At 69.2% G+C, this 19,104-nt stretch carries 23 protein-coding genes; 17 read left to right on the top strand and 6 right to left on the bottom strand.

Annotated features, from left to right (window positions below; translation table 11 throughout):
• Window positions 1-166: 166 nt before the first annotated feature.
• From rplM to C6I20_RS01700, 5 genes are all read left to right on the top strand, one after another.
• The gene (gene rplM, locus C6I20_RS01680; RefSeq protein ID WP_118394372.1) at window positions 167-610 is read left to right on the top strand and encodes a 50S ribosomal protein L13; all 444 of its coding nucleotides are present in this window, start codon (window positions 167-169) and stop codon (window positions 608-610) included.
• 74 nt (window positions 611-684) lie between these two features.
• Entirely contained in the window at window positions 685-1,131 is a 447-nt protein-coding gene (gene rpsI, locus C6I20_RS01685) for a 30S ribosomal protein S9 (RefSeq protein WP_371682674.1), read from the top strand.
• Between the two features lie 8 nt (window positions 1,132-1,139).
• Window positions 1,140-2,486 carry a phosphoglucosamine mutase gene (gene glmM / locus C6I20_RS01690; RefSeq protein WP_118394374.1) on the top strand — a complete coding sequence of 449 codons (1,347 nt, stop codon included), beginning with the start codon at window positions 1,140-1,142 and terminating at the stop codon, window positions 2,484-2,486.
• A 75-nt stretch (window positions 2,487-2,561) separates the two neighbouring features.
• Entirely contained in the window at window positions 2,562-3,206 is a 645-nt protein-coding gene (locus tag C6I20_RS01695) for a maleylpyruvate isomerase family mycothiol-dependent enzyme (protein ID WP_118394375.1), read from the top strand.
• Window positions 3,203-4,192, top strand: coding sequence for a GNAT family N-acetyltransferase (locus tag C6I20_RS01700; protein ID WP_118394376.1), 990 nt, complete (start codon window positions 3,203-3,205; stop codon window positions 4,190-4,192). Before C6I20_RS01695 ends, C6I20_RS01700 begins: the two co-directional genes overlap by 4 nt.
• 6 nt (window positions 4,193-4,198) lie before the next feature.
• Here C6I20_RS01700 and coaA read toward each other — a convergent pair whose 3' ends face one another.
• On the bottom strand, window positions 4,199-5,140 hold the full coding sequence (gene coaA, locus C6I20_RS01705) for a type I pantothenate kinase (protein WP_118394377.1): 942 nt from the start codon (window positions 5,138-5,140) through the stop codon (window positions 4,199-4,201).
• 97 nt (window positions 5,141-5,237) lie between these two features.
• On the opposite strand from coaA, the gene glmS reads away from it, so the two are divergent.
• The 11 genes from glmS to C6I20_RS01760 all read left to right on the top strand — a co-directional run bounded on the left by glmS (window position 5,238) and on the right by C6I20_RS01760 (window position 14,555).
• Window positions 5,238-7,082: a glutamine--fructose-6-phosphate transaminase (isomerizing) gene (gene glmS, locus C6I20_RS01710; protein ID WP_118394378.1), complete on the top strand. Its 1,845-nt coding sequence runs from the start codon at window positions 5,238-5,240 to the stop codon at window positions 7,080-7,082.
• A complete protein-coding gene (locus C6I20_RS01715) occupies window positions 7,082-7,435 on the top strand; it encodes a holo-ACP synthase (RefSeq protein ID WP_118394379.1) in 354 nt (117 codons plus the stop codon). Before glmS ends, C6I20_RS01715 begins: the two co-directional genes overlap by 1 nt.
• Window positions 7,429-8,826, top strand: coding sequence for a bifunctional ADP-dependent NAD(P)H-hydrate dehydratase/NAD(P)H-hydrate epimerase (locus C6I20_RS01720; RefSeq protein WP_118394380.1), 1,398 nt, complete (start codon window positions 7,429-7,431; stop codon window positions 8,824-8,826). Before C6I20_RS01715 ends, C6I20_RS01720 begins: the two co-directional genes overlap by 7 nt.
• Window positions 8,823-9,944, top strand: coding sequence for an alanine racemase (gene alr, locus C6I20_RS01725; RefSeq protein ID WP_118394381.1), 1,122 nt, complete (start codon window positions 8,823-8,825; stop codon window positions 9,942-9,944). Before C6I20_RS01720 ends, alr begins: the two co-directional genes overlap by 4 nt.
• Window positions 9,941-10,918: an alpha/beta fold hydrolase gene (locus tag C6I20_RS01730; RefSeq protein ID WP_118394382.1), complete on the top strand. Its 978-nt coding sequence runs from the start codon at window positions 9,941-9,943 to the stop codon at window positions 10,916-10,918. Before alr ends, C6I20_RS01730 begins: the two co-directional genes overlap by 4 nt.
• A complete protein-coding gene (gene tsaE, locus C6I20_RS01735) occupies window positions 10,915-11,892 on the top strand; it encodes a tRNA (adenosine(37)-N6)-threonylcarbamoyltransferase complex ATPase subunit type 1 TsaE (protein ID WP_118394383.1) in 978 nt (325 codons plus the stop codon). The genes C6I20_RS01730 and tsaE overlap by 4 nt, the downstream gene beginning before the upstream one ends.
• Window positions 11,893-11,925: 33 nt before the next feature.
• Window positions 11,926-12,561 carry a tRNA (adenosine(37)-N6)-threonylcarbamoyltransferase complex dimerization subunit type 1 TsaB gene (gene tsaB, locus C6I20_RS01740; protein ID WP_118394384.1) on the top strand — a complete coding sequence of 212 codons (636 nt, stop codon included), beginning with the start codon at window positions 11,926-11,928 and terminating at the stop codon, window positions 12,559-12,561.
• Window positions 12,558-12,992 carry a GNAT family N-acetyltransferase gene (locus C6I20_RS01745; RefSeq protein ID WP_118394385.1) on the top strand — a complete coding sequence of 145 codons (435 nt, stop codon included), beginning with the start codon at window positions 12,558-12,560 and terminating at the stop codon, window positions 12,990-12,992. Before tsaB ends, C6I20_RS01745 begins: the two co-directional genes overlap by 4 nt.
• Window positions 12,993-13,037: 45 nt before the next feature.
• Window positions 13,038-13,427, top strand: a complete 390-nt coding sequence (locus C6I20_RS01750) for a DUF5709 domain-containing protein (protein ID WP_118398453.1) — start codon at window positions 13,038-13,040, stop codon at window positions 13,425-13,427.
• Between the two features lie 64 nt (window positions 13,428-13,491).
• A complete protein-coding gene (locus C6I20_RS01755) occupies window positions 13,492-14,256 on the top strand; it encodes a 1-acyl-sn-glycerol-3-phosphate acyltransferase (RefSeq protein ID WP_118394386.1) in 765 nt (254 codons plus the stop codon).
• A complete protein-coding gene (locus C6I20_RS01760) occupies window positions 14,253-14,555 on the top strand; it encodes a DUF427 domain-containing protein (RefSeq protein WP_118394387.1) in 303 nt (100 codons plus the stop codon). The genes C6I20_RS01755 and C6I20_RS01760 overlap by 4 nt, the downstream gene beginning before the upstream one ends.
• Before the next feature lie 17 nt (window positions 14,556-14,572).
• Here the strand turns inward: C6I20_RS01760 and C6I20_RS01765 are convergent, their stop codons facing one another.
• Window positions 14,573-15,073 carry a DUF664 domain-containing protein gene (locus C6I20_RS01765; protein ID WP_118394388.1) on the bottom strand — a complete coding sequence of 167 codons (501 nt, stop codon included), beginning with the start codon at window positions 15,071-15,073 and terminating at the stop codon, window positions 14,573-14,575.
• A 63-nt stretch (window positions 15,074-15,136) separates the two neighbouring features.
• Between C6I20_RS01765 and tsaD the strand changes: the two genes are divergently transcribed.
• The gene (gene tsaD, locus C6I20_RS01770) at window positions 15,137-16,177 is read left to right on the top strand and encodes a tRNA (adenosine(37)-N6)-threonylcarbamoyltransferase complex transferase subunit TsaD (protein WP_254052206.1); all 1,041 of its coding nucleotides are present in this window, start codon (window positions 15,137-15,139) and stop codon (window positions 16,175-16,177) included.
• A gap of 43 nt (window positions 16,178-16,220) precedes the next feature.
• Here the strand turns inward: tsaD and C6I20_RS01775 are convergent, their stop codons facing one another.
• The 4 genes from C6I20_RS01775 to C6I20_RS01790 are packed head-to-tail and all read right to left on the bottom strand — an operon-like array spanning window position 16,221 to window position 19,083.
• Entirely contained in the window at window positions 16,221-16,904 is a 684-nt protein-coding gene (locus tag C6I20_RS01775) for a hypothetical protein (protein WP_162891062.1), read from the bottom strand.
• A 27-nt stretch (window positions 16,905-16,931) separates the two neighbouring features.
• Window positions 16,932-17,789 (bottom strand): biotin-dependent carboxyltransferase family protein, encoded by an 858-nt coding sequence (locus C6I20_RS01780; protein ID WP_118394390.1) that lies wholly within the window; start codon window positions 17,787-17,789, stop codon window positions 16,932-16,934.
• Window positions 17,786-18,370 carry an allophanate hydrolase subunit 1 gene (locus tag C6I20_RS01785; RefSeq protein ID WP_118394391.1) on the bottom strand — a complete coding sequence of 195 codons (585 nt, stop codon included), beginning with the start codon at window positions 18,368-18,370 and terminating at the stop codon, window positions 17,786-17,788. Before C6I20_RS01785 ends, C6I20_RS01780 begins: the two co-directional genes overlap by 4 nt.
• Window positions 18,367-19,083, bottom strand: a complete 717-nt coding sequence (locus C6I20_RS01790) for a LamB/YcsF family protein (protein WP_118394392.1) — start codon at window positions 19,081-19,083, stop codon at window positions 18,367-18,369. The genes C6I20_RS01785 and C6I20_RS01790 overlap by 4 nt, the downstream gene beginning before the upstream one ends.
• Window positions 19,084-19,104 lie beyond the last annotated feature (21 nt).

Consider the following 19,104-nt stretch of genomic DNA (forward strand, 5'->3'; position numbering starts at 1 on the left):
AATTCGCACGATGCGGGGTCCGACTGACGGGACTCGTTTTGACCCAAGTGGCCGCTGGCGGTTAACCTTGTGTGTCGTGTCTCCGTTTGGCCACTGCCGCGGGATCGACCACTTGCAGCATCCGCTCAATCATCAGCCACACCCCCCAGAACGAGAAGGTCACGCCGTGCGCACGTTCAGCCCCAAGCCGTCTGACATCACCCGTCAGTGGCACGTCATCGACGCCGAGGACATTGTCCTGGGCCGTCTCGCCGTCCAGGCTGCGACGCTGCTCCGCGGCAAGCACAAGCCGACCTATGCACCTCACGTGGACGGTGGCGACTTCGTCATCATCGTCAACGCCGAGAAGGTGGCCCTGTCGGGCAACAAGCGCACCGACAAGCTCGCCTACCGCCACAGTGGTTACCCGGGTGGACTCAAGTCCATCGCTTACGGTGACCTGCTCAACAAGGATGCGCGCAAGGCGATCGAGAAGTCGGTCCGAGGCATGCTCCCCAAGAACCGTCTGGGTGATCAGCTGATCACGAAGCTCAAGGTCTACTCCGGCCCTGAGCACCCGCACACCGCCCAGAAGCCCCAGCCGTTCGAGATCACGCAGATCTCCCAGTAAAGAAGAGAAGCAGGCGCATCGTGGCTGAGACCACCACCCAGACCGAGACCGAGTTCGAGACCAACGCCGAAGGTGTGGCATACACCTCCGAGACCGTTGGGTCGTCCGAGACCGCAGGCAAGCCCGCGACGATTGCTCCGGGCGCAGCCACAGGCCGCCGCAAGGAGGCCATCGCTCGTGTCCGCATCGTGCCGGGCACCGGTGTGTGGACCGTCAACGGCAAGCCGCTCGAGGAGTACCTCCCCAACAAGCTGCACCAGCAGATTGCCAAGGAAGCCTTCGCCGAGACCGGTCTGCAGGACCGCTTCGACGTCGTTGCCCGAGTCACCGGCGGCGGCATGACCGGCCAGGCCGGCGCGCTTCGCCTCGGTGTGGCTCGCTCGCTGAACCAGATCGACGAAGAGGCCAACCGTCCCGGACTCAAGAAGGCCGGACTCCTGACGCGCGACTCGCGCATCAAGGAGCGCAAGAAGGCTGGACTCAAGAAGGCTCGTAAGGCTCCGCAGTACAGCAAGCGCTGATTCCTGCTGTGGGCCGGATCTTTGGCACCGATGGCGTTCGCGGACTCGCGAATCGCGATCTGACTGCCGAGCTCGCCGTCGACCTCGCGGTCGCCGCGGCCCACGTGCTGGGAGAGGTCGGTGCATTCGCCGACCAGCGCCCGACAGCAGTCGTTGCCCGCGATCCCCGCGCCTCAGGAGAATTCCTGGAGGCCGCGGTGGTCGCGGGTCTTGCGTCTGCGGGGGTGGATGTCCACCGGCTCGGCGTCGTGCCGACGCCGGGCGCGGCCTATCTGACGTCCTACCTCAAGGCCGACATGGGCGTCATGATCTCGGCCAGCCACAACCCCATGCCCGACAACGGAATCAAGTTCCTCGCCCGCGGTGGTCTCAAGCTCGACGACAACCTCGAGGTGCTGATCGAGAACCGGCTGGAGGAGCCGTGGGCCAGACCCACCGGCGCTGACGTCGGTCGCATCGGCGACAGCCACGCGGGTGTCGGTGCGTACGTCAAGCACCTGATTGAGGCTGCGCCCGGCCCGCTCGACGGGCTGCGCATCGTGCTGGACTGTGCCAACGGTGCGGCCTACGAGGTCGGACCTCAGGTGTTCGAGCAGCTCGGCGCCGAGGTCCATGCGATCCACGCCGAGCCCGACGGTCTCAACATCAACCAGGACTGCGGCTCGACCCACATGGGCGATCTGCAGAAGGCTGTCATCGCCCACAGTGCGGATGCAGGCTTCGCGTTCGACGGCGACGCGGATCGCTGCCTCGCGGTCGACCACACCGGCGCGGTCGTCGACGGCGACCAGATCCTGGCGATCCTTGGCATCGCGGCGCGCGATGCAGGACGACTGGCCCAGGACACTGTGGTCGCGACCGTCATGAGCAATCTCGGCTTCGTCCAGGCGCTGCAGGCCGCCGGCATCACCGTGATCCAGACCGCGGTCGGTGACCGCTACGTCCTGGAGACGATGCGGTCGGGCTCGTTCAACGTCGGTGGTGAGCAGTCGGGTCATGTCATCATGGGCGACTACGCCACAACGGGCGACGGAGTGCTGACCGCGGTGCACCTGGCATCTCGCATCCGTGAGACCGGACGAACCCTCGAAGATCTCGCGGCCGTCATGACCCGTCTGCCGCAGGTGCTGGTCAACGTCCCCAACGTCGACAAGGCACGGGCCGACAGCGATCCTGTGCTGCAGGGCGAGATCGCGATCGCGAACGCCCGACTCGGCAACTGTGGCCGGGTACTTCTGCGTCAGTCCGGCACCGAGCCGTTGGTGCGTGTCATGGTCGAGGCAGCGACGCACGACGAGGCCGAGCAGGTCGCCGAGCACCTGGCCGGGGTCGTGCGGACGACCCTCGCCCTCTGACGCAGCTTCTCGCGGGCCCGCGGCCCAGCCCCATTGGACCTGTCCGACGGACGATGCTGCTGATTGGATGGTCGCATGGACCGACTGACACGCGAGGGAGTCTGGACCGTCGTCCACCAGGAGCGACGAGCGCTGGTCGCCGACCTCGAAGATCTGCCGCCGGATCGGTGGGACACAGCGTCGCTGTGTGTGGACTGGACCATCCACGACGTCGTGGCGCACCTCGTCGACACTGCGAAGACGACTCGTCTCGGCTTCGTGACCGGGATGGTGCGCGCGGGCTTTGACTTCGATCGGCAGAACGCGGTCGGGGTGAGGCGGGAGCGAAGCCGCGAAGCGGTGCGCACGCTCGAAGGGCTTCGGTCGGCGATACCAAGGACAACGGGCCCGCCTGCTCCTCTGGCCACACGGCTGGTCGAGGCGTTCCTCCATGGTGAGGACATCCGCCAACCGCTCGGGATCAGCCGGACCTATCCGCCGGCGCCTGTGGTCACCGCACTGCGTCATCAGCTCAGGACGTCGGTCTCGATGGGCGGGGGACGGGAGCACGCCGCGGGCCTGCGGTTGACGGCCACTGACTTCGACTTCGACCACGGGACAGGGGAAGAAGTCGGTGGGCGGGCAATCGATCTGCTGTTGGCGATCTCAGGACGGCCTGTGCCGCCGGGGAGTCTTGCGGGAGATGGCGTGGACCGGCTACGCCAGCGGTCCGGCTCATGAGCGCGACGTCTGTCATCGAGCCTGTCGATCCTCGGGACGAAGCCGTCTTCCTGGCCTGTCACGCCGTGTACGCGGCTGCGCATGGCGAGGAGTGGGACCGCCCGTACACGGCACGTGAGCTGCGGGCCGAGCTGGTCGAGGCTGGGCCCTACGTCGACAAACTGGTCGTGGCGGCACGCGACGAGGCCGGGACCGTCGTGGCGATGGGCTGGCTCGAGATGCCCCAGCGGGACAACCGTTCGCTCGGCTACGTCGACGTCGCGGTGCATCCCGATCATCGGCGGCGAGGACACGGCTCGAGGGTGCTCTCGGCCCTGCAGGGGCTCGCGGAGTCGGCCGGTCGTGACACGTTGTTCGCCGAGGCCCGTTGGGATGTCGCCCAGGAGGGGGCCGGCCACACTGCTTTCGCGGAGGCGCACGGATTCCACCGTGACATGGTCGACGCCCAACGGGTCCTGACACTTCCCGCGGACCTGCCGGAGGCGCCGGTCCAGGACGGCTATGCGCTCCAGGCGTGGCGCGAGGAATGCCCTGAGCGATGGTTGGAGCAGCACGCGCGCCTGTTGTCGCTGATCGTCCAGGAGGCGCCCTCGGGTGACTACCCGCTCGAGAACGAGTACTTCGACGCAGCGCGGATCCGCTCCGACGAGCGCCTGCTGATGGCCCAGGGCAGGGTCATGCAGACTGTGGCGGCCGAGTCGCCCGACGGAGAGCTCGTGGGTCACACCCAGCTCGTGTTCTCGCAGACCGATGCGGAGAACGCCTACCAGTGGGACACGCTGGTCCTGCCCGAGCATCGCGGTCACGGTCTGGGACTGTCGCTCAAGGTCGCGGCGATGCGCGCGGCCAGCGACCTGCTGATGGAGCGCCGGTTCGTCCACACGTACAACGCGGCGAGAAATGGTCCGATGATCGCGGTCAACGACGCGATGGGCTACCGGCTGGTGGCGTACGTCGGGGAGTACATCCGGGAGGCTGGCACCTGACTCCGCTCAGAGCTTGCGGAGGCGGACCCAGTCGACCGAGTGATCGGCACCCTTGCGGAGGACCAACGACGCGCGGCCGCGCGTCGTGGCGATGTTCTCCCTGAGGTTGGGCCAGTTGATGGTGTCCCACAGGTGGCCGGCGCGGGCAACTGCCTCGTCGTCGGTGAGGGCGCTGTAGCGGTGGAAGTATGACTCCGGATCGGCGAACGCGGTCTTGCGCAGGCTCAGGAACCGGTCGATGTACCAGCGACGGAGGTCCTTGCCGGAAGCGTCGACGTAGATCGAGAAGTCGAAGAAGTCGCTGACCGCGAGCCCGGGGCTGCCATCGCCGCGTGGCCTGGCCGGCGCGAGGACGTTGAGGCCCTCGACGATCACGATGTCGGGCTTCTTGAGCGTCACGACCTCGTCGGTGCGGTCGTAGGTCAGGTGGGAGTAGATCGGCGCGGTCACGACCTCGACCCCGGACTTGACCTCCATCACGAAGCGCAGCAGCGCCTTGCGATCGTACGACTCGGGGAATCCCTTGCGATCGAGCAGGCCGCGACGCTCGAGCTCGTCATTGGGGAACAGGAAGCCGTCGGTCGTCACGAGCTCGACGACCGGGTGCTGGGGGGAGTGGGACAACAGCTCCTTGAGCAGGCGGGCCGTGGTCGACTTGCCGACCGCCACTGATCCGGCAATGCCGATGACGAACGGGGTGCGCCGAGTCTGCGGCTCGTGAAGAAACGCCTCGGTGGCCTGGTAGAGCGCGCCGGCGAGACGGACCCGCATGCTGATGAGCTGGGTCATCGGCAGGTAGACCTGCCGGACCTCTTCGAGGTCGAGCTCGTCGCCCAGCCCTCGTACCCGCTCGATCTCGGCCGGCTGGAGCGGCTGCGGAGCGTCTCCTGCCAGCTCGGCCCACGCAGCGCGCTCGAGCTCGACATACGGTGACTGGTCGCGTGCCATCCCACTATTGTCCCGGTTGCCTCGTCGGGGTCGTGCACTCGGTCCCCCGAAGCTCTCGGTGCAAGGCCCACCGATCAGTCGCTAGTACCCTGAACCCATGTGCGGAATTGTCGGATACGTCGGTCAGCGTTCAGCTCTCGATGTCGTGATGGGTGGACTGCGGCGGCTGGAGTACCGGGGGTACGACTCAGGCGGCGTCGCGCTCGTGCACGAAGGGACGATCGTCTCGGCCAAGAAGGCCGGCAAGCTGATCAACCTCGACGCCGAGCTGGCGGCCCGACCATTGCCCGTCGCCCACACCGGGATCGGGCACACCCGCTGGGCCACGCACGGTGCCCCCAACGACACCAATGCGCACCCGCACCTCGACGAGACCGGGCGCATCGCCGTGGTCCACAACGGCATCATCGAGAACTTTGCCGCGCTGCGTGCCGAGCTCGAGGCGAACGGCCACGAGCTGCTCTCCGAGACCGACACCGAGGTCGTTGCGCACCTCCTGCACGACGAGCTGGAGGACGTCGACGACCTCTCCGACGCAGTCCGCGCGGTGTGCCGCCGCCTTCGCGGGGCCTTCACGCTGGTGATCTGTGATGCGCGTCAGCCCGATGTGGTCGTCGGCGCGCGCCGCAACTCGCCCCTGGTCGTCGGTCGCGGTGAGGGAGAGAACTTCCTCGGCTCCGACGTCTCGGCGTTCATCGAGTTCACGCGCAACGCGATCGAGCTGGGTCAGGACCAGGTCGTCACGATCACGCCGGACGACATCGTGGTCACCGACTTCGACGGCAACCCGGCTGAGACCAACGAGTATCACGTCGACTGGGACGTCTCGGCGGCCGAGAAGGGCGGCTACGAGTGGTTCATGCTCAAGGAGATCGCCGAGCAGCCGCGGGCCGTCGGCGACACCCTGCTGGGCCGCCACTCCGCTGACGGCCTCCTGCAGCTCGACGAGATGCGGCTGTCCGATGACGAGCTCCGTGAGGTCGACCGCATCATCATCGTCGCGTGCGGCACGGCGGCGTACGCGGGCCTGGTCGCCAAGTATGCGATCGAGCACTGGACCCGCATCCCGTGCGAGGTCGAGCTGGCCTCGGAGTTCCGCTATCGCGACCCGATCATCGACCGCTCGACGCTCGTCGTGTCGATCAGCCAGTCCGGCGAGACGATGGACACCCTGATGGCGGTCCGGTACGCGCGTCAGCAGAAGGCGCGGGTGCTGTCGATCTGCAACACCAACGGCTCGACGATCCCGCGGGAGTCCGACGCCGTGATCTACACGCATGCCGGGCCCGAGATCGCGGTGGCCTCGACCAAGGGTTTCCTCGCACAGATCGTCGCCTGCTACCTCCTGGCGCTGTATCTCGCGCAGGTCAAGGGCACCAAGTACGGCGACGAGATCGCCGGCATCATCGCCGAGATCGAGCAGATTCCTGCGGCGATCCAGCGGCTGCTCGACGAGGGCGAGCAGGTCCGCAAGCTGGCCGCCGAGCTCTCGGGCTCTCGATCGATCCTGTTCCTCGGTCGTCACGCAGGTTTCCCAGTTGCCCTCGAGGGTGCGCTCAAGCTCAAGGAGCTGGCCTACATCCACGCCGAAGGCTTCGCCGCGGGCGAGCTCAAGCACGGGCCGATCGCCGTGATCGAGGAAGGGCTGCCGGTCTTCGTGGTGGTGCCGCCCAAGGGTCGCGACCAGCTGCAGGAGAAGACCGTCAGCTCGATCCAGGAGATCCGCGCCCGCGGCGCCCTCACGATCGTGCTGGCCGAGGACGGCGATGACGACGTCGTGCCGTACGCGGATCACCTGATCCGGCTGCCCAAGGTGCCGACCCTGCTGCAACCACTGGTTGCGGTGGTCCCGCTGCAGATCTTCGCCTGCGAGTTCGCCAACCAGCTCGGGCACGACGTCGACCAGCCGCGCAACCTGGCCAAGTCCGTCACGGTTGAGTGATGGCCATCCTGGGCATCGGGGTCGACGTCGTGGACCTCGCCCGTTTCACCGCGACCCTCGAACGCACGCCAACAATGCGCAACAGGCTGTTCACGAGCAGTGAGATCGACCTGCCGATCGAGTCGTTGGCCGGACGGTTCGCTGCCAAGGAGGCGTTCGTCAAGGCCTTGCGAGCGCCGGCGGGGATGTCCTGGCAGGACATCGAGATCGTCAACGACCCCCAGGGGGCCCCGGAGTTCCGGCTTCATGGGGCTGCGCTCGACCGGGTGGCCGAGCTCGGCATCACGGCGACACATCTGTCGATCTCGCACGACACCAGCGTGGCCACGGCCTTCGTGGTGGCTGAATGCTGACGGCGCACCGCGTCAGCGACATCCGCGCCGCCGAGGACTCCCTTGCGGCGACGCTGCCCGAGGGTGAGCTGATGCGGCTGGCGGCTCGTGGGCTCGCCGACCACCTCGGGCGCATCCCACCCGGTGACCTGGTCCTGGTGCTGATCGGTCCGGGCAACAACGGCGGGGACGCCTTGTTCGCGGCCGAGCACCTGCTCGACCGTGGGGTCCGCGTCGACGTCTGTCTGCTCGACGCGACCACCGTGCACGCGCCCGGACTTGCAGCGGCCGCTGCGGCGGGTGCGCAGGTCGTCGACGCGCCGGGGAGCCAGCGCTGGTGCCTTGATGCGATGTTCGGCATCGGCGGCCGCAGCGGGCTGTCCGGCCGGGCCGCGGAGTGGGCCGCCTGGCTCGCCGAGCAGCGACCCTTCACGATCTCCGTCGACGTCCCGTCCGGCGTCGACGTTGATGGCGCGACGCTGCCAGCCTCGTACGTCACGGCGGACCTCACGGTGACCTTCGGCACCCGCAAGGCGGCGCTGCTGGTCGACCCGGCCGCGGCCGCCGCGGGCACCGTGTCCCTGGTCGACATCGGCCTCGCACCGCACCTTCGGACCCCGGCGCTCGAGGCGCTCGAGGCGACCGACGGGCATCTGCTCGACCAGGCCGTGCCGGGGGCTGACTCGCACAAGTACTCGCGCGGTGTCCTGGGCATTGCCGCCGGTTCTGCGCAGTACGCCGGGGCGGCCCACCTGTGCGTCGCCGGCGCCCAGGCCGGACCGGCTGGGATGATCCGGTTCGTGGGCCTGCCCGAGCTGGGCCGCCGGATCGTCGATCGGGCACCCGAGGTCGTGACCGGCCGTGGCCGGGTGCAGGCCTGGGTCGTCGGACCCGGCAGCGGCGACGACGCCGCCGCCCAGCTCGCGATGGCGCTGGAGGACGGCGTCCCGCTGGTGGTCGACGCGAGTGCGCTGCGGCACATCCCCGACCGGTTCGATGTGCCTGCCCTGCTGACCCCCCATGCCGGCGAGCTCGCCCAGATGCTCGCCACCACGCGCGCGGCGGTCGAGGCCGATCCACTGGCGCACGCCATGGCTGCCGCCGAGCGGTGGAACGCGACGGTGTTGCTGAAGGGCCGCCGGACGCTGATCGCACAGACCGGCGCACCGACCAGGGTCAACCTCAGCGGCTCGTCGTGGCTCGCCACTGCTGGTGCCGGTGATGTGCTCGCGGGGTTCGCCGGATCGTTGCTCGCGGCAGGCCTCGACCCGCTCGACGCCGGTTCCGTCGCGGCCTACCTGCACGGCACGGCCGCCGTCCACGCCAACCCCGACGGCCCGATCGTGGCGACCGACGTGGCGTACGAGCTGCCCGCCACGGTCGCCGCGTTCGTGCGGGGTGATCTCGCGTGACGGCTCACCAGGCCGAGGCGATCATCGACCTCGACGCGTTCCGTGCCAACATCGCTGCCCTGCAGGCGTGCGCCCCCACCTCGGCGCTCATGACGGTCGTCAAGGCCGATGCGTACGGGCACGGGATGGCGCCGATGGCGCGCGCCGCCCGACAGGCAGGCTCGGCGTGGCTCGGGGTGGCCACGATCGACGAGGCGCTCGCGGTGCGTCGCGCGGGCGACACCGGTGACGTGCTGTGTTGGCTCGCGGCGCCCGGTGCTGACTTCGCGTCGCCGATCGATGCCGGTATCCATGTGACCGCGTCCTCGGTCGATCAGCTGGCCGAGATCCTTGCCGCGCCCTCGTCCTCACGACCCAAGGTCCAGGTCAAGGTCGACACCGGGCTCTCGCGCAACGGAGCGCTCGGCGAGCAGTGGAGCCGGCTCGTCGAGGCGGCCGCTGCAGCACAGTCGGCCGGCGCGGCAGAGATCACCGGCGTGTGGTCACACCTGGCGTGCGCCGACCAGCCGGAGCACCCGGCCAACGACGCCCAGGAAGCAGTCTTCGTGGCGGCGGTGGCGGAGCTGGCGGCCGCAGGGGTTCAGCCGGCACTACGTCACCTGAGCAACTCGGCGGCGACCCTCGTCCGTCCCTCGTCGCACTTCGACCTGGTCCGAGTCGGCATCGCGTCGTACGGCATTCGCCCCGACCCCGGGATGACCTACACGACCGAGCTCACCCCGGTCATGACTCTCCAGGGCCGCCTCGCCGCGGTCAAGCGCGTCCCGGCGGGGGCCGGCGTGTCCTACGGCCACCAGTGGACCGCAGATCGGGAAACCACGCTCGGCCTGGTCCCGTTGGGCTACGGCGAGGGAATCGCCAGGACAGCCTCCAACCGCGCCGAGGTCGGCTTCGCCGGCGGACGCGTGCCGATGCGCGGCGTGGTCTGCATGGACCAGTTCGTCGTCGACCTGGGTGATGCGGCTGCGAGGCGGGGCGATGTCGTGACATTGTTCGGACCCGGTGCCGACGGTGAACCCCTCGCCGAGGACTGGGCCTCAGCGGCAGGCACCATTGCGTACGAGGTCGTGACGAGACTGGGCGGACGCATCCACCGCACGTATCGAGGAGACGCATGAGCCGCACAGCCAAGTTCGCGACCACAGCCGGGGCCTTCGTGGCAGCCGGGGCTGTCGCGACCCTGTTCAACGGCCGGCAGCGGAACCAACGTCGGATACGGCGCGGCGAGGACGTCGTGTTCGGCTCGGTGCACAGCGATCGCCGGCACGTCGTGGCGACCGACGGGATCACACTCAACGTCGAGATCGATGATGCCCAGAACGCCACGCCGACGATCGTGTTCGTGCACGGCTGGGTCGAGTCGCTCGACGTGTGGCACTACCAGCGGCTCGCCCTCCGGGGCTCGGTGCGCATGGTGTTCGTCGACCTGCGGTCGCACGGCCTGTCGGGCCGCTCCTTCCGCGACAGCTCGTCGATCCCGCACCTCGGGGACGACCTGCGCGCCGTGATCGCCGAGCTGGTGCCCCGTGGACCGATCGTGCTGGTCGGCCACTCGATGGGCGGCATGACGATCATGGAGCTCGCAGCGAGCGATCCCGAGTTGTTCGGCGATCGGGTCAAGGGGGTCGTGCTGATCGGCACGAGCGCCGGACGGTTGATGCGCAGCAGCCCGGGCCTGCGTCACCTGATCCCGCTGCTGCGGATCGCGTCGCCCGTCCTGGACTGGGGCCGCGCCTTCAACAGCTATTCGGTCATCCGCCGCTGGGGACTCGGGCCGCACGCACAGGAACGGCACGTCGACATGACCAACGAGATGATCCTCAAGGCGCCGACGCACGTCCTGATGGACTTCTACCCCAACTTCGTGTCGCTCGACCTGACCGTGGGCCTCGAGGCGATCGGCAAGGCCCGGACCGTGGTAGTCGGCGGCACGGCGGACATGTTGACCCCGGTCAAGCACAGCCGGCGCCTCGCCGACCTGATTCCGGGCGCGAAGCTCGTGATCCTGGACGACGTCGGCCACATGGTCATGTTCGAGGAGCACGAGAAGGTCACCAAGACCATCGAGGACATGCTCGAGGCGGTCACATGACCGGCAATGCGCTCAACGTCATCGACGCCGGGCCGGAGCACGCGGGTGTCATCGTGGACATCATCCATCGCTCATTCGGCGCGCGGCCCAAGCTCGAGCCCCCGTCGAAGGCGCTCGACGAGACCGTCGAGTCCGTCGCCGAGCAGCTCGCGAACGCCGGTGGCCTGCTGGTCGAGCGTCGCGGACTGCCGATGGGCGCGATGCTGTTCGACGAATCACGTCCCGGACAGTTGGGCCTGCGACGGGTGTGCGTCGATCCCGACATCCAGGCGCGCGGCGTTGCGTCGGCGATGCTGGGCGTCGCGGAGGACACCGCCGAGGAGCGCGGTAAGGACGGCATCTGGCTCGACGTCCGCGAGGAGCTGCCCGACACCGTGCAGTTCTGGTCTCGACGGCTCTATCACCCGGTCGGCCGGGACGAGCCGTTCATCGAGTTCGGCAAGACCTTGTGGCTCGCTCGTGAGGTGCCGACGCCGGGCGAGATGCACACCCTGGCGGCCCGGCTCGCGACGCTGCTGAAGCCCGGCGACCTGTTGGTGCTGTCGGGCGACCTCGGCGCGGGCAAGACGACGTTCACGCAGGGACTGGGCGAGGCGCTGGGCGTACGCGGGCCGATCACGTCGCCGACCTTCGTCATCGCGCGGACCCATCCGTCCCTCGTGGACGGCCCTCCGCTGGTCCACGTCGACGCCTACCGGTTGGGCGATGCCGCCGAGCTCGACGACATCGACCTCGATGCCACGACCGACGAGGCCGTGACGGTCGTCGAGTGGGGCGAGGGGATGGCCGAGCAGCTCGCCGACAGCTGGCTCCACATCCGTATCGAGGTGCGCGGTGCGCGCCCGATCGACCCGCTGGGCACCTCACACGAGGGCGATCTGGTCGACGAGGCTGAGCCGCGTGTCGTCACGGTCAAGCCGCACGGCCCCCGCTGGGTCGGTGTGCCCCTCCGTTCGACCCTGCTCGCCCCCTGACCGTGACCCCTATCGCAGCGTTAGGGTGCTGACGTGCTGCTGCTCGCGTTCGACACCGCCCCCCCGATCATCACCGTCGCCGTCCATGACGGGGACCGAGTCGTGGGTCAGGCGGCCGGCGAGGGTGCGATGGCGCACGGCGAGCTGCTGGCGCCGGCGATCCGCGATGCCGTTGCCCAGGCCGGCGCGACGATGGCGGACCTGACCGATGTCGCGGTCGGGGTCGGCCCCGGACCGTTCACGGGCCTCCGGGTGGGGGTCGTCACCGCACTGACCCTCGGCTCGACGCTAGGTCTGACGACTCACGGCGTGTGCTCGCTGGACATCGTCGCGGCGGACGTGCAGGTCGCGGGGGAGTTCCTCGTGGCGACCGACGCTCGCCGCAAGGAGGTCTACTGGGCGCGCTACGGCGGCGACCACGTACGCCTCGACGGTCCACACGTCGCGATCCCCGCGGACCTGGCCCGGCAGCACCCTGACCTGCCGACGTACGGCCGAGGTGGGCAGCTCTACGCCGAGGTCCTGCGGTCGGCCGGCGACGCCAGTGATCCTCGTGCGGCGGCCCTGGCCCGGATCGTGGTCTCCGGATCGGCGCGCGAGCTGCCGCTGGAGCCGCTCTACCTGCGCCGGCCGGACGCCGTACCGCAGGTGCTCCCCAAGCGCGCATGATCCGCGTCGCGACCCCCGCCGACGTCGACCCGATCGCGGCGATCGAGGTCGCGTGCTTCGGGCGCGCGGCGTGGAGCGCGGCTCTCGTCGCCGATGAGGTCGGCAGCGATCGCCATGTCGTCCTGGTGACGGCCGGCGGCGATGCGTACGGCGCCATCTCACTGGCCGGCGAGATCGCAGATCTCGACCGCATCGCGGTGCTCCCGGGCTCACGCAGCCGCGGCCTCGCGACCGAGCTGCTCAACGGCCTCGTCGACAGTGCCCGCGATCTCGGTGCGGGCCGCATGCTGCTGGAGGTCGCGGCGGACAACGTCGTGGCGATAGCGCTGTACGAGGCAGCGGGCTTCGACACCATCAGCACACGCGCCCAGTACTACCCGGGCGGTATCGACGCGCTCGTCATGGAGCTCGCGATTCACGAGTGGCGCTGACGCACGTGGCGTGCCGCCCTCGGGGTGACGTGCAAGGCTGGGTCCATGACGCAGACACCTGATGACGTGAGTGGCGATGACTACCCGGACCAGGAAGCACTGGTCGACGACGTCGACGAGATGATGGACACGAGCTACTCGCCGCCGGAGAGCTACCGCGGTGAGGGTTTCGGGACCACCGCCGACGAGGCCCTGCAGGGTGAGTCGCTCAACGAACGACTGCGCCAGGAGGAGCCCGACGTCGATCCGTACGCCGAGCAGGGCGAGGACCTGGACGACGGCGAGGTCGGCACGGCGCGCGCGGGTCGTCTGGTCGATCCCGACGAGGGCTCCGGCGAGGACACCGAGAGCGACCTCGTGGGTGACGACGTCGGCATCGACGGCGCGGCTGCCAGCGCCGAGGAGGCCGCGGTCCACATCGTGGCGGAGGACTGATCGGCCGGAGTGAGCCTGCTCTCTCTCAGCCTGTGCGCCGACAGAGTTGCTCTAGTCTGACCTGATGCGCGACTACACGTATCCGGCCACGATCCTCACGGCCAAGACCTTGTTCAAGGCGCTTGGGATGAAGTTCCAGACCTCCGGCACCGAGCACATCCCACGCACTGGGGGAGCGATCCTCGCGGCCAACCACATCGGCTACGTCGATTTCGTCTTCGACGGCTTCGCGGCTCAGCCCAGCAAGCGACTCGTCCGCTTCATGGCCAAGAAGGACGCCTTCGAGCACAAGATCTCCGGCCCGCTGATGCGGTCGTTCCACCACATCTCGGTCGACCGCGACAACGGCCAGGCGTCGTACGACCAAGCCGTGGAGTACGCCCGCAACGGCGAGATCGTCGGCATCTTCCCCGAGGCCACGATCAGCCGCTCCTTCGAGATCAAGGAGCTCAAGACCGGTGCGGTGCGCATGGCGGCAGAGGCCGGCGTGCCCTTGATCCCGATGGTCACGTGGGGCACCCAGCTCCTCAAGACCAAGGATCACGAGGCCGACCTCAAGGGCCGGGGCAAGACGATCGGGTTGCACGTCGGGGAGCCGCTGGAGGTCACGGGCGAGGACCCGATCGCGGAGACAGCGCTCCTGCGCCAGGCGATGAGCGCGCTGCTCGACAAGGCGATCGCCGACTACCCCGTGAGCCCCGAGGGCCAGTGGTGGGCGCCGGCTCGGCACGGTGGCACCGCGCCGACCTTGGCAGAGGCTGCGAAACTCGATGAGGAAGAACTCATCGCTCGCGCGGCCAAGCGAGCTGCGAAGAAGGAGCAGTCATGAAGGCAGTCATCGGAAGCACCGTCGTCGCTGAGGCGGCGACGGAAGACCTCGTCAAGATCGAGGGCAACTGGTACTTCCCGCCGTCGAGCCTGACCGAGGGTGCGTACGAGAAGAGCCCCACGGCGTACCACTGCCCGTGGAAGGGCGACACGCAGTACTGGAACGTCGGCATGGGTGACGACGTCCTCGCCGACGGCGGCTGGTCCTATCCCGCGCCGATCCCGAGCTCGTTCGACCGAGTGGGCCAGGACTACACCGGATACGTCGCGTTCGACCGACGCGTCACCATCTCGGAGTAACCACCAGCGGGAGGTGGCTAGTCGCCGACGGAGCCGTCGGCCATCTCGCGCAGCAGGTCGAGGTGGCCGTTGTGTCGAGCGGTCTCCTCGATCAGGTGTGCAACGACCCACCGCACGGTGGGATGAAAGTCCGTGAGCGGCTGCTCGGTCTCGGCGTCGAACGACAGGTCCGCCAGCAGGCTGCGGGTCAGCTGGACCTGCGTGCTGTAGCCGTCGATGATCTCCTGGATCGGCAGGACGAGCCCCTGCTCGAGCTCGCCGTCAGGGTGCTCGTCGGTCCATGGCGCCCGATCGGCGCGGCCCAGCGTGATGACCTCGACCCAGTAGTGCTCGGTCCAGCGCAGGTGGTTGAGCAGCGACGCGGGGTTGGTCAGCGGTGAGGTCGCGACCGGCGCGGTCCGCGCGAGCTCCTGGCTGAGCCCACGCACCTTGAACAGCGCGGTCTGCTGGACGTACTCCAGCAGCTGCATCTGGACCGATCGCTCGTCGCCGGCGGGGGGAGTGTCTGTGCGAACCATGTCTCCACCCTGCCACGCCGGTCGGCCGCCGGATCCATTGCGCGACCCTGCCACAATGAACGCGTGAGCGAACCCCTGGTGATGGGCATCGAGTCGTCGTGCGACGAGACGGGCGTCGGCATCGTACGAGGCACCGAGCTGCTGGCCCACGCACTCTCCTCGAGCATGGAGCAGCACGCCCGCTTCGGTGGCGTCGTGCCCGAGGTCGCGAGCCGGGCCCACCTCGAGGCGATGGTCCCGACGCTCGAGCAGGCGTACGCCGAGTCCGGCATCCGCGTGCAGGACGTCGATGCGATCGCCGTGACGAGCGGCCCGGGCCTGACCGGTGCGCTGCTGGTGGGTGTCGCCGCGGCCAAGGCCCTGGCGCTGGCCCACGACAAGCCGCTCTACGGCGTCAACCACCTCGCGGCACACGTCGCGGTCGACCAGCTCGAGCACGGGCGATTCGACGAGCGGGTCGCGGCCCTGCTGGTCAGCGGTGGGCACACCGAGATCCTGCTGGTCGACGACATCGTCACCGACATCACGTTGCTGGGCCAGACGATCGACGACGCCGCCGGCGAGGCCTTCGACAAGGTCGCCCGCCTGCTGGGCCTGCCGTATCCCGGCGGTCCGCACATCGACCGGGTCGCGGTCGACGGGGATCCGACGACGATCAAGTTCCCGCGGGGCCTGACGGGTCGCGATCTGGACAAGCACCGCTACGACTTCTCGTTCTCGGGCCTCAAGAGCGCCGTCGCGCGTCACGTGCAGCACGAGGACCGCATGGGTCGCACCTTCGCCGTCGCCGACATTGCGGCATCGTTCCAGGACTCGGTATGTGACGTCCTGACGAGCAAGGCGATCGCCGCCTGCATCGACTATGACGTCAAGACGCTGATCATCGGCGGTGGGGTGGCCGCCAACGGTCGACTGCGGCACTTCGCCGAGGAGCGCGCGGCCAAGGCCGGCATCCAGATCCGGGTGCCACGCATGGGCCTGTGCACCGACAATGGGGCGATGGTCGCGGCGCTCGGTGCCGAGGTCGTACGTCGTGGCATCGCACCCTCCTCGTTGGACCTGCCGGTCGACTCCGGGATGCCTGTGACGCAGGTCGTCGCTTAGTCAGCTCCACCGAGCCGGAGGGGTCGGGCCACGAGGACCCTGGCTAGTCCAGGAGAACGTCGAGCGCATCGCTCAGCACCTGCTCGGGTGAAGTGCCGCGCAGACGGGCAGCGTCGATGATCCGCGCCTGGGTAGCCGGGGTGAGCAGAACTGTCGAGCCGTCGTTGCGACGGCCCGGGCCGAAGGCGCGGACGGCCGCCAGGATCACGGTGCCGAGGACGTCGAGGATCGCCACGACACCAAAGATCCGCCAGTACGTGTCTCCGCGGTCGGCATCACTGGCGATCGGCAGGACGATCATCGCGGCGATTATCGTGATCGTCGCGAGCGTGGCCAGCAGCCCGGGACCGATGCGCTGGTGGCCGGCGAGGGCCAAAAGGAGGCAGACCTGAGCGATCGAGGCCGCCACGGTCAGGCCGATGCCGAACGTCCGCCAGAGCCAGTCACCCCCGTCGTACCCGCCCCACGCCAGCACCAGTGCGATGCCGAACGGCACGACCGACGCCACCCCGCCGACCATGCCGATGTAAACCAACGGCCGCCCGGACACCGCGAGGTAGCAGAGCACCGCGATCGACTCGACCCCCACGATGACGGTCGTGAGGAGGACTCTCTCCTCGGTCCCTCCAAAGGAGCCGCCGCCGACCAGGGCGATGATCCCCATGAGGGCCGCGATGGAGAACGACACGATGACGACCTTGGTGACGATGCTGCGCAGATCCGACATGTCGAGCATCATGTCGGTTGCTCCGCCTCAGGGCAACGAGACGCCGCGGAACCGGATGATGCGTCCCGGCTGTGCCTGCGCGAGCCGGTCGGTGTGCCGGTCGAGCACGACCGCGATGACCGGATAGCCGCCCGTGACCGGATGGTCGGGGCCGAGCACGATGGGTTGTCCGTCAGCGGACACCTGGATGCTTCCGCGTAGGCACGGCTCGCTGGGCAGCTCGTCAGTGCGTGAACGGACCAGGCGCGGCCCGGTGAGGCGTACGCCGACCCGGCTGGAGGTCGGGCTGACCTGCCACGCGGACTCCAGCAGCGAACGGACGGCGGCGGCGGTGAACCAGTCGTCCCGTGGGCCGACGGCCACGTCGAGCACCAGGTCACCGGCATGCCCGAGTGCGGGTAGGTCCTCGAGATCAGGCGTGGGCAACCGAGGCCCGGTCACGAGCCGATCGCCGGCAACGACCGGGCCCGGACCGAGGCCGGCCAGAGTGTCGGTCGAGGCCGAGCCGAGCTCATGGGCCACGACGAAGCCTCCTGCTACGCCGACGTACGTCCGCAGGCTCCCGGTGGGCGCGCCCAGCCGTAGCCGCCGACCGGGTCGGAGCGAGACCGCCCGTCCGTACGCGACGGGGTCGCCGTCGATCGTGATGGGACCGACGGCGCCGGTGACCGCGACCAGCACGCTGTCCTCAGCGCGCAGGACGAGGCCGCCACCGAGCAGCTCGAGCGCAGCGGCGTCGGGCTGGTTGCCGAGCAGCAGGTTGACCTGCCGCAGGGCAGTACGGTCGAAGGCGCCGGACGGGCTCACCCCGAGGTGGCCGTGGCCGGGGCGTCCGCGGTCCTGGAGAAGCGCGAGCGGCCCGGTTTCCTCGACCACGAGCGTCATCGAGCGGCCACGAATCGCACGGTCATGCCAGCGGTCAGCAGGGCCGGCCGCTGGCGCGTGACGTCCCACATCTGCACGCCAGTGCGGCCGATCAGCTGCCAGCCGCCCGGCGACTCTCGCGGGTAGACGCCGCTGAACTCGCCGGCCAGCCCGACCGCACCGGCCGGGACCCGCGATCGGGGTGCGTCGCGGCGGGGGACGTGCAGCCGTGGATCGCCGTCGACGAGGTAGGAGAACCCGGGTGCGAACCCGCCGAAGGCGACGGTCCACGGGGTCGCGCCGTGCGCCTCGACGACCTCCGCCGTACTGAGCCCGGTGAATCGGGCGACCTCGTCAAGATCCGGCCCGTCATACACGACCGGGATGTCGACCTGCTCGGGATCGGCGCGACCTGGCTGGTCCGTGGGTGTCGTGCGACCCACCAGGACGCGCAGGTCCGACGGCGTGCCGCGAAGCAGGACGGTCCGCGCCCCGAGGACGGCCTCCGCGTGGTCGTGCAATGCCGTGAACCAGGACTGCGCCTCGGCGAGCGACTCGCAGTCCAGCAACAGGGCGGTGTCGCCATATGGCACGGCCTTCACGGTCGGAGGCTCGCCAGCTCGGCCCCGGCGGCCTCGAGGCCCGAGCGGACGGCTCTGGCCAGGTCGAGCGCGCCGGGGCTGTCGCTGTGGACGCAGACGGATCCAACGCTGGCCATCAGCCGGACTGCCTGGGCGGCGACGGTGTCGGGGTCGTCGAGGACTGCGCCGGGCTCGGTGCGCGGCACGAGTCGACCGTGCGGAGTGTAGGCGCGATCGGCGAAACCCTCACGCACAACCGGAACGCCGGAGGCCTCGGCGACTGCCAGCGAGATGGCACCTGGCAGACCCAGCAGCGGCAGCGGCTCGGCGAGTGCGAGCATCGCGTCGACGACCGCGCGGGCCTGGCCGGCGTCGTGCGCGATCGTGTTGTAGAGAGCGCCGTGCGGCTTGACGTAGGCAACCCGTCCGCCGACGGATCCGGCGATCCGGTCGAGCAGCAGGATCTGCTCCAGAACCTCGGTCGTCAGCGCGTGGGAGGGCAGCGCGAGGTCTCGTCGGCCGAAGTTGTCACGGTCCGGATAGCCGACCTGCGCGCCGATCGCTACCCCCCGCTGCACGGCCGCCACACACGTCGCCCGCATCAGGTCAGGATCACCCGCATACGCGCCGCAGCACACGTTGGCGCTCGTGACGATGTCGAGGAGGGCGACGTCCTGGCCGGACTCCCAACGCGGCCACGACTCACCGAGATCAGCGTTGAGATCGATCCGCATGCACCGAGCCTAGCCCCGCTG

It is taken from the genome of Aeromicrobium sp. A1-2 (genome assembly GCF_003443875.1).
In the GTDB taxonomy this organism is placed as follows: domain Bacteria; phylum Actinomycetota; class Actinomycetes; order Propionibacteriales; family Nocardioidaceae; genus Aeromicrobium.

What these genes read in the sequence shown, in the direction of transcription:
- C6I20_RS01760 (WP_118394387.1), top strand. Translation starts at nt 14,253, where the DNA reads ATGAAGGCAGTCATCGGAAGCACCGTCGTCGCTGAGGCGGCGACGGAA.
- C6I20_RS01700 (WP_118394376.1), top strand. Translation starts at nt 3,203, where the DNA reads ATGAGCGCGACGTCTGTCATCGAGCCTGTCGATCCTCGGGACGAAGCC.
- C6I20_RS01730 (WP_118394382.1), top strand. Translation starts at nt 9,941, where the DNA reads ATGAGCCGCACAGCCAAGTTCGCGACCACAGCCGGGGCCTTCGTGGCA.
- C6I20_RS01790 (WP_118394392.1), bottom strand. Translation starts at nt 19,083, where the DNA reads ATGCGGATCGATCTCAACGCTGATCTCGGTGAGTCGTGGCCGCGTTGG.
- C6I20_RS01775 (WP_162891062.1), bottom strand. Translation starts at nt 16,904, where the DNA reads ATGTCGGATCTGCGCAGCATCGTCACCAAGGTCGTCATCGTGTCGTTC.
- C6I20_RS01780 (WP_118394390.1), bottom strand. Translation starts at nt 17,789, where the DNA reads ATGACGCTCGTGGTCGAGGAAACCGGGCCGCTCGCGCTTCTCCAGGAC.
- C6I20_RS01745 (WP_118394385.1), top strand. Translation starts at nt 12,558, where the DNA reads ATGATCCGCGTCGCGACCCCCGCCGACGTCGACCCGATCGCGGCGATC.
- coaA (WP_118394377.1), bottom strand. Translation starts at nt 5,140, where the DNA reads ATGGCACGCGACCAGTCACCGTATGTCGAGCTCGAGCGCGCTGCGTGG.
- C6I20_RS01720 (WP_118394380.1), top strand. Translation starts at nt 7,429, where the DNA reads ATGCTGACGGCGCACCGCGTCAGCGACATCCGCGCCGCCGAGGACTCC.
- C6I20_RS01715 (WP_118394379.1), top strand. Translation starts at nt 7,082, where the DNA reads ATGGCCATCCTGGGCATCGGGGTCGACGTCGTGGACCTCGCCCGTTTC.
- C6I20_RS01750 (WP_118398453.1), top strand. Translation starts at nt 13,038, where the DNA reads ATGACGCAGACACCTGATGACGTGAGTGGCGATGACTACCCGGACCAG.
- C6I20_RS01765 (WP_118394388.1), bottom strand. Translation starts at nt 15,073, where the DNA reads ATGGTTCGCACAGACACTCCCCCCGCCGGCGACGAGCGATCGGTCCAG.
- tsaE (WP_118394383.1), top strand. Translation starts at nt 10,915, where the DNA reads ATGACCGGCAATGCGCTCAACGTCATCGACGCCGGGCCGGAGCACGCG.
- C6I20_RS01755 (WP_118394386.1), top strand. Translation starts at nt 13,492, where the DNA reads ATGCGCGACTACACGTATCCGGCCACGATCCTCACGGCCAAGACCTTG.
- glmS (WP_118394378.1), top strand. Translation starts at nt 5,238, where the DNA reads ATGTGCGGAATTGTCGGATACGTCGGTCAGCGTTCAGCTCTCGATGTC.
- C6I20_RS01695 (WP_118394375.1), top strand. Translation starts at nt 2,562, where the DNA reads ATGGACCGACTGACACGCGAGGGAGTCTGGACCGTCGTCCACCAGGAG.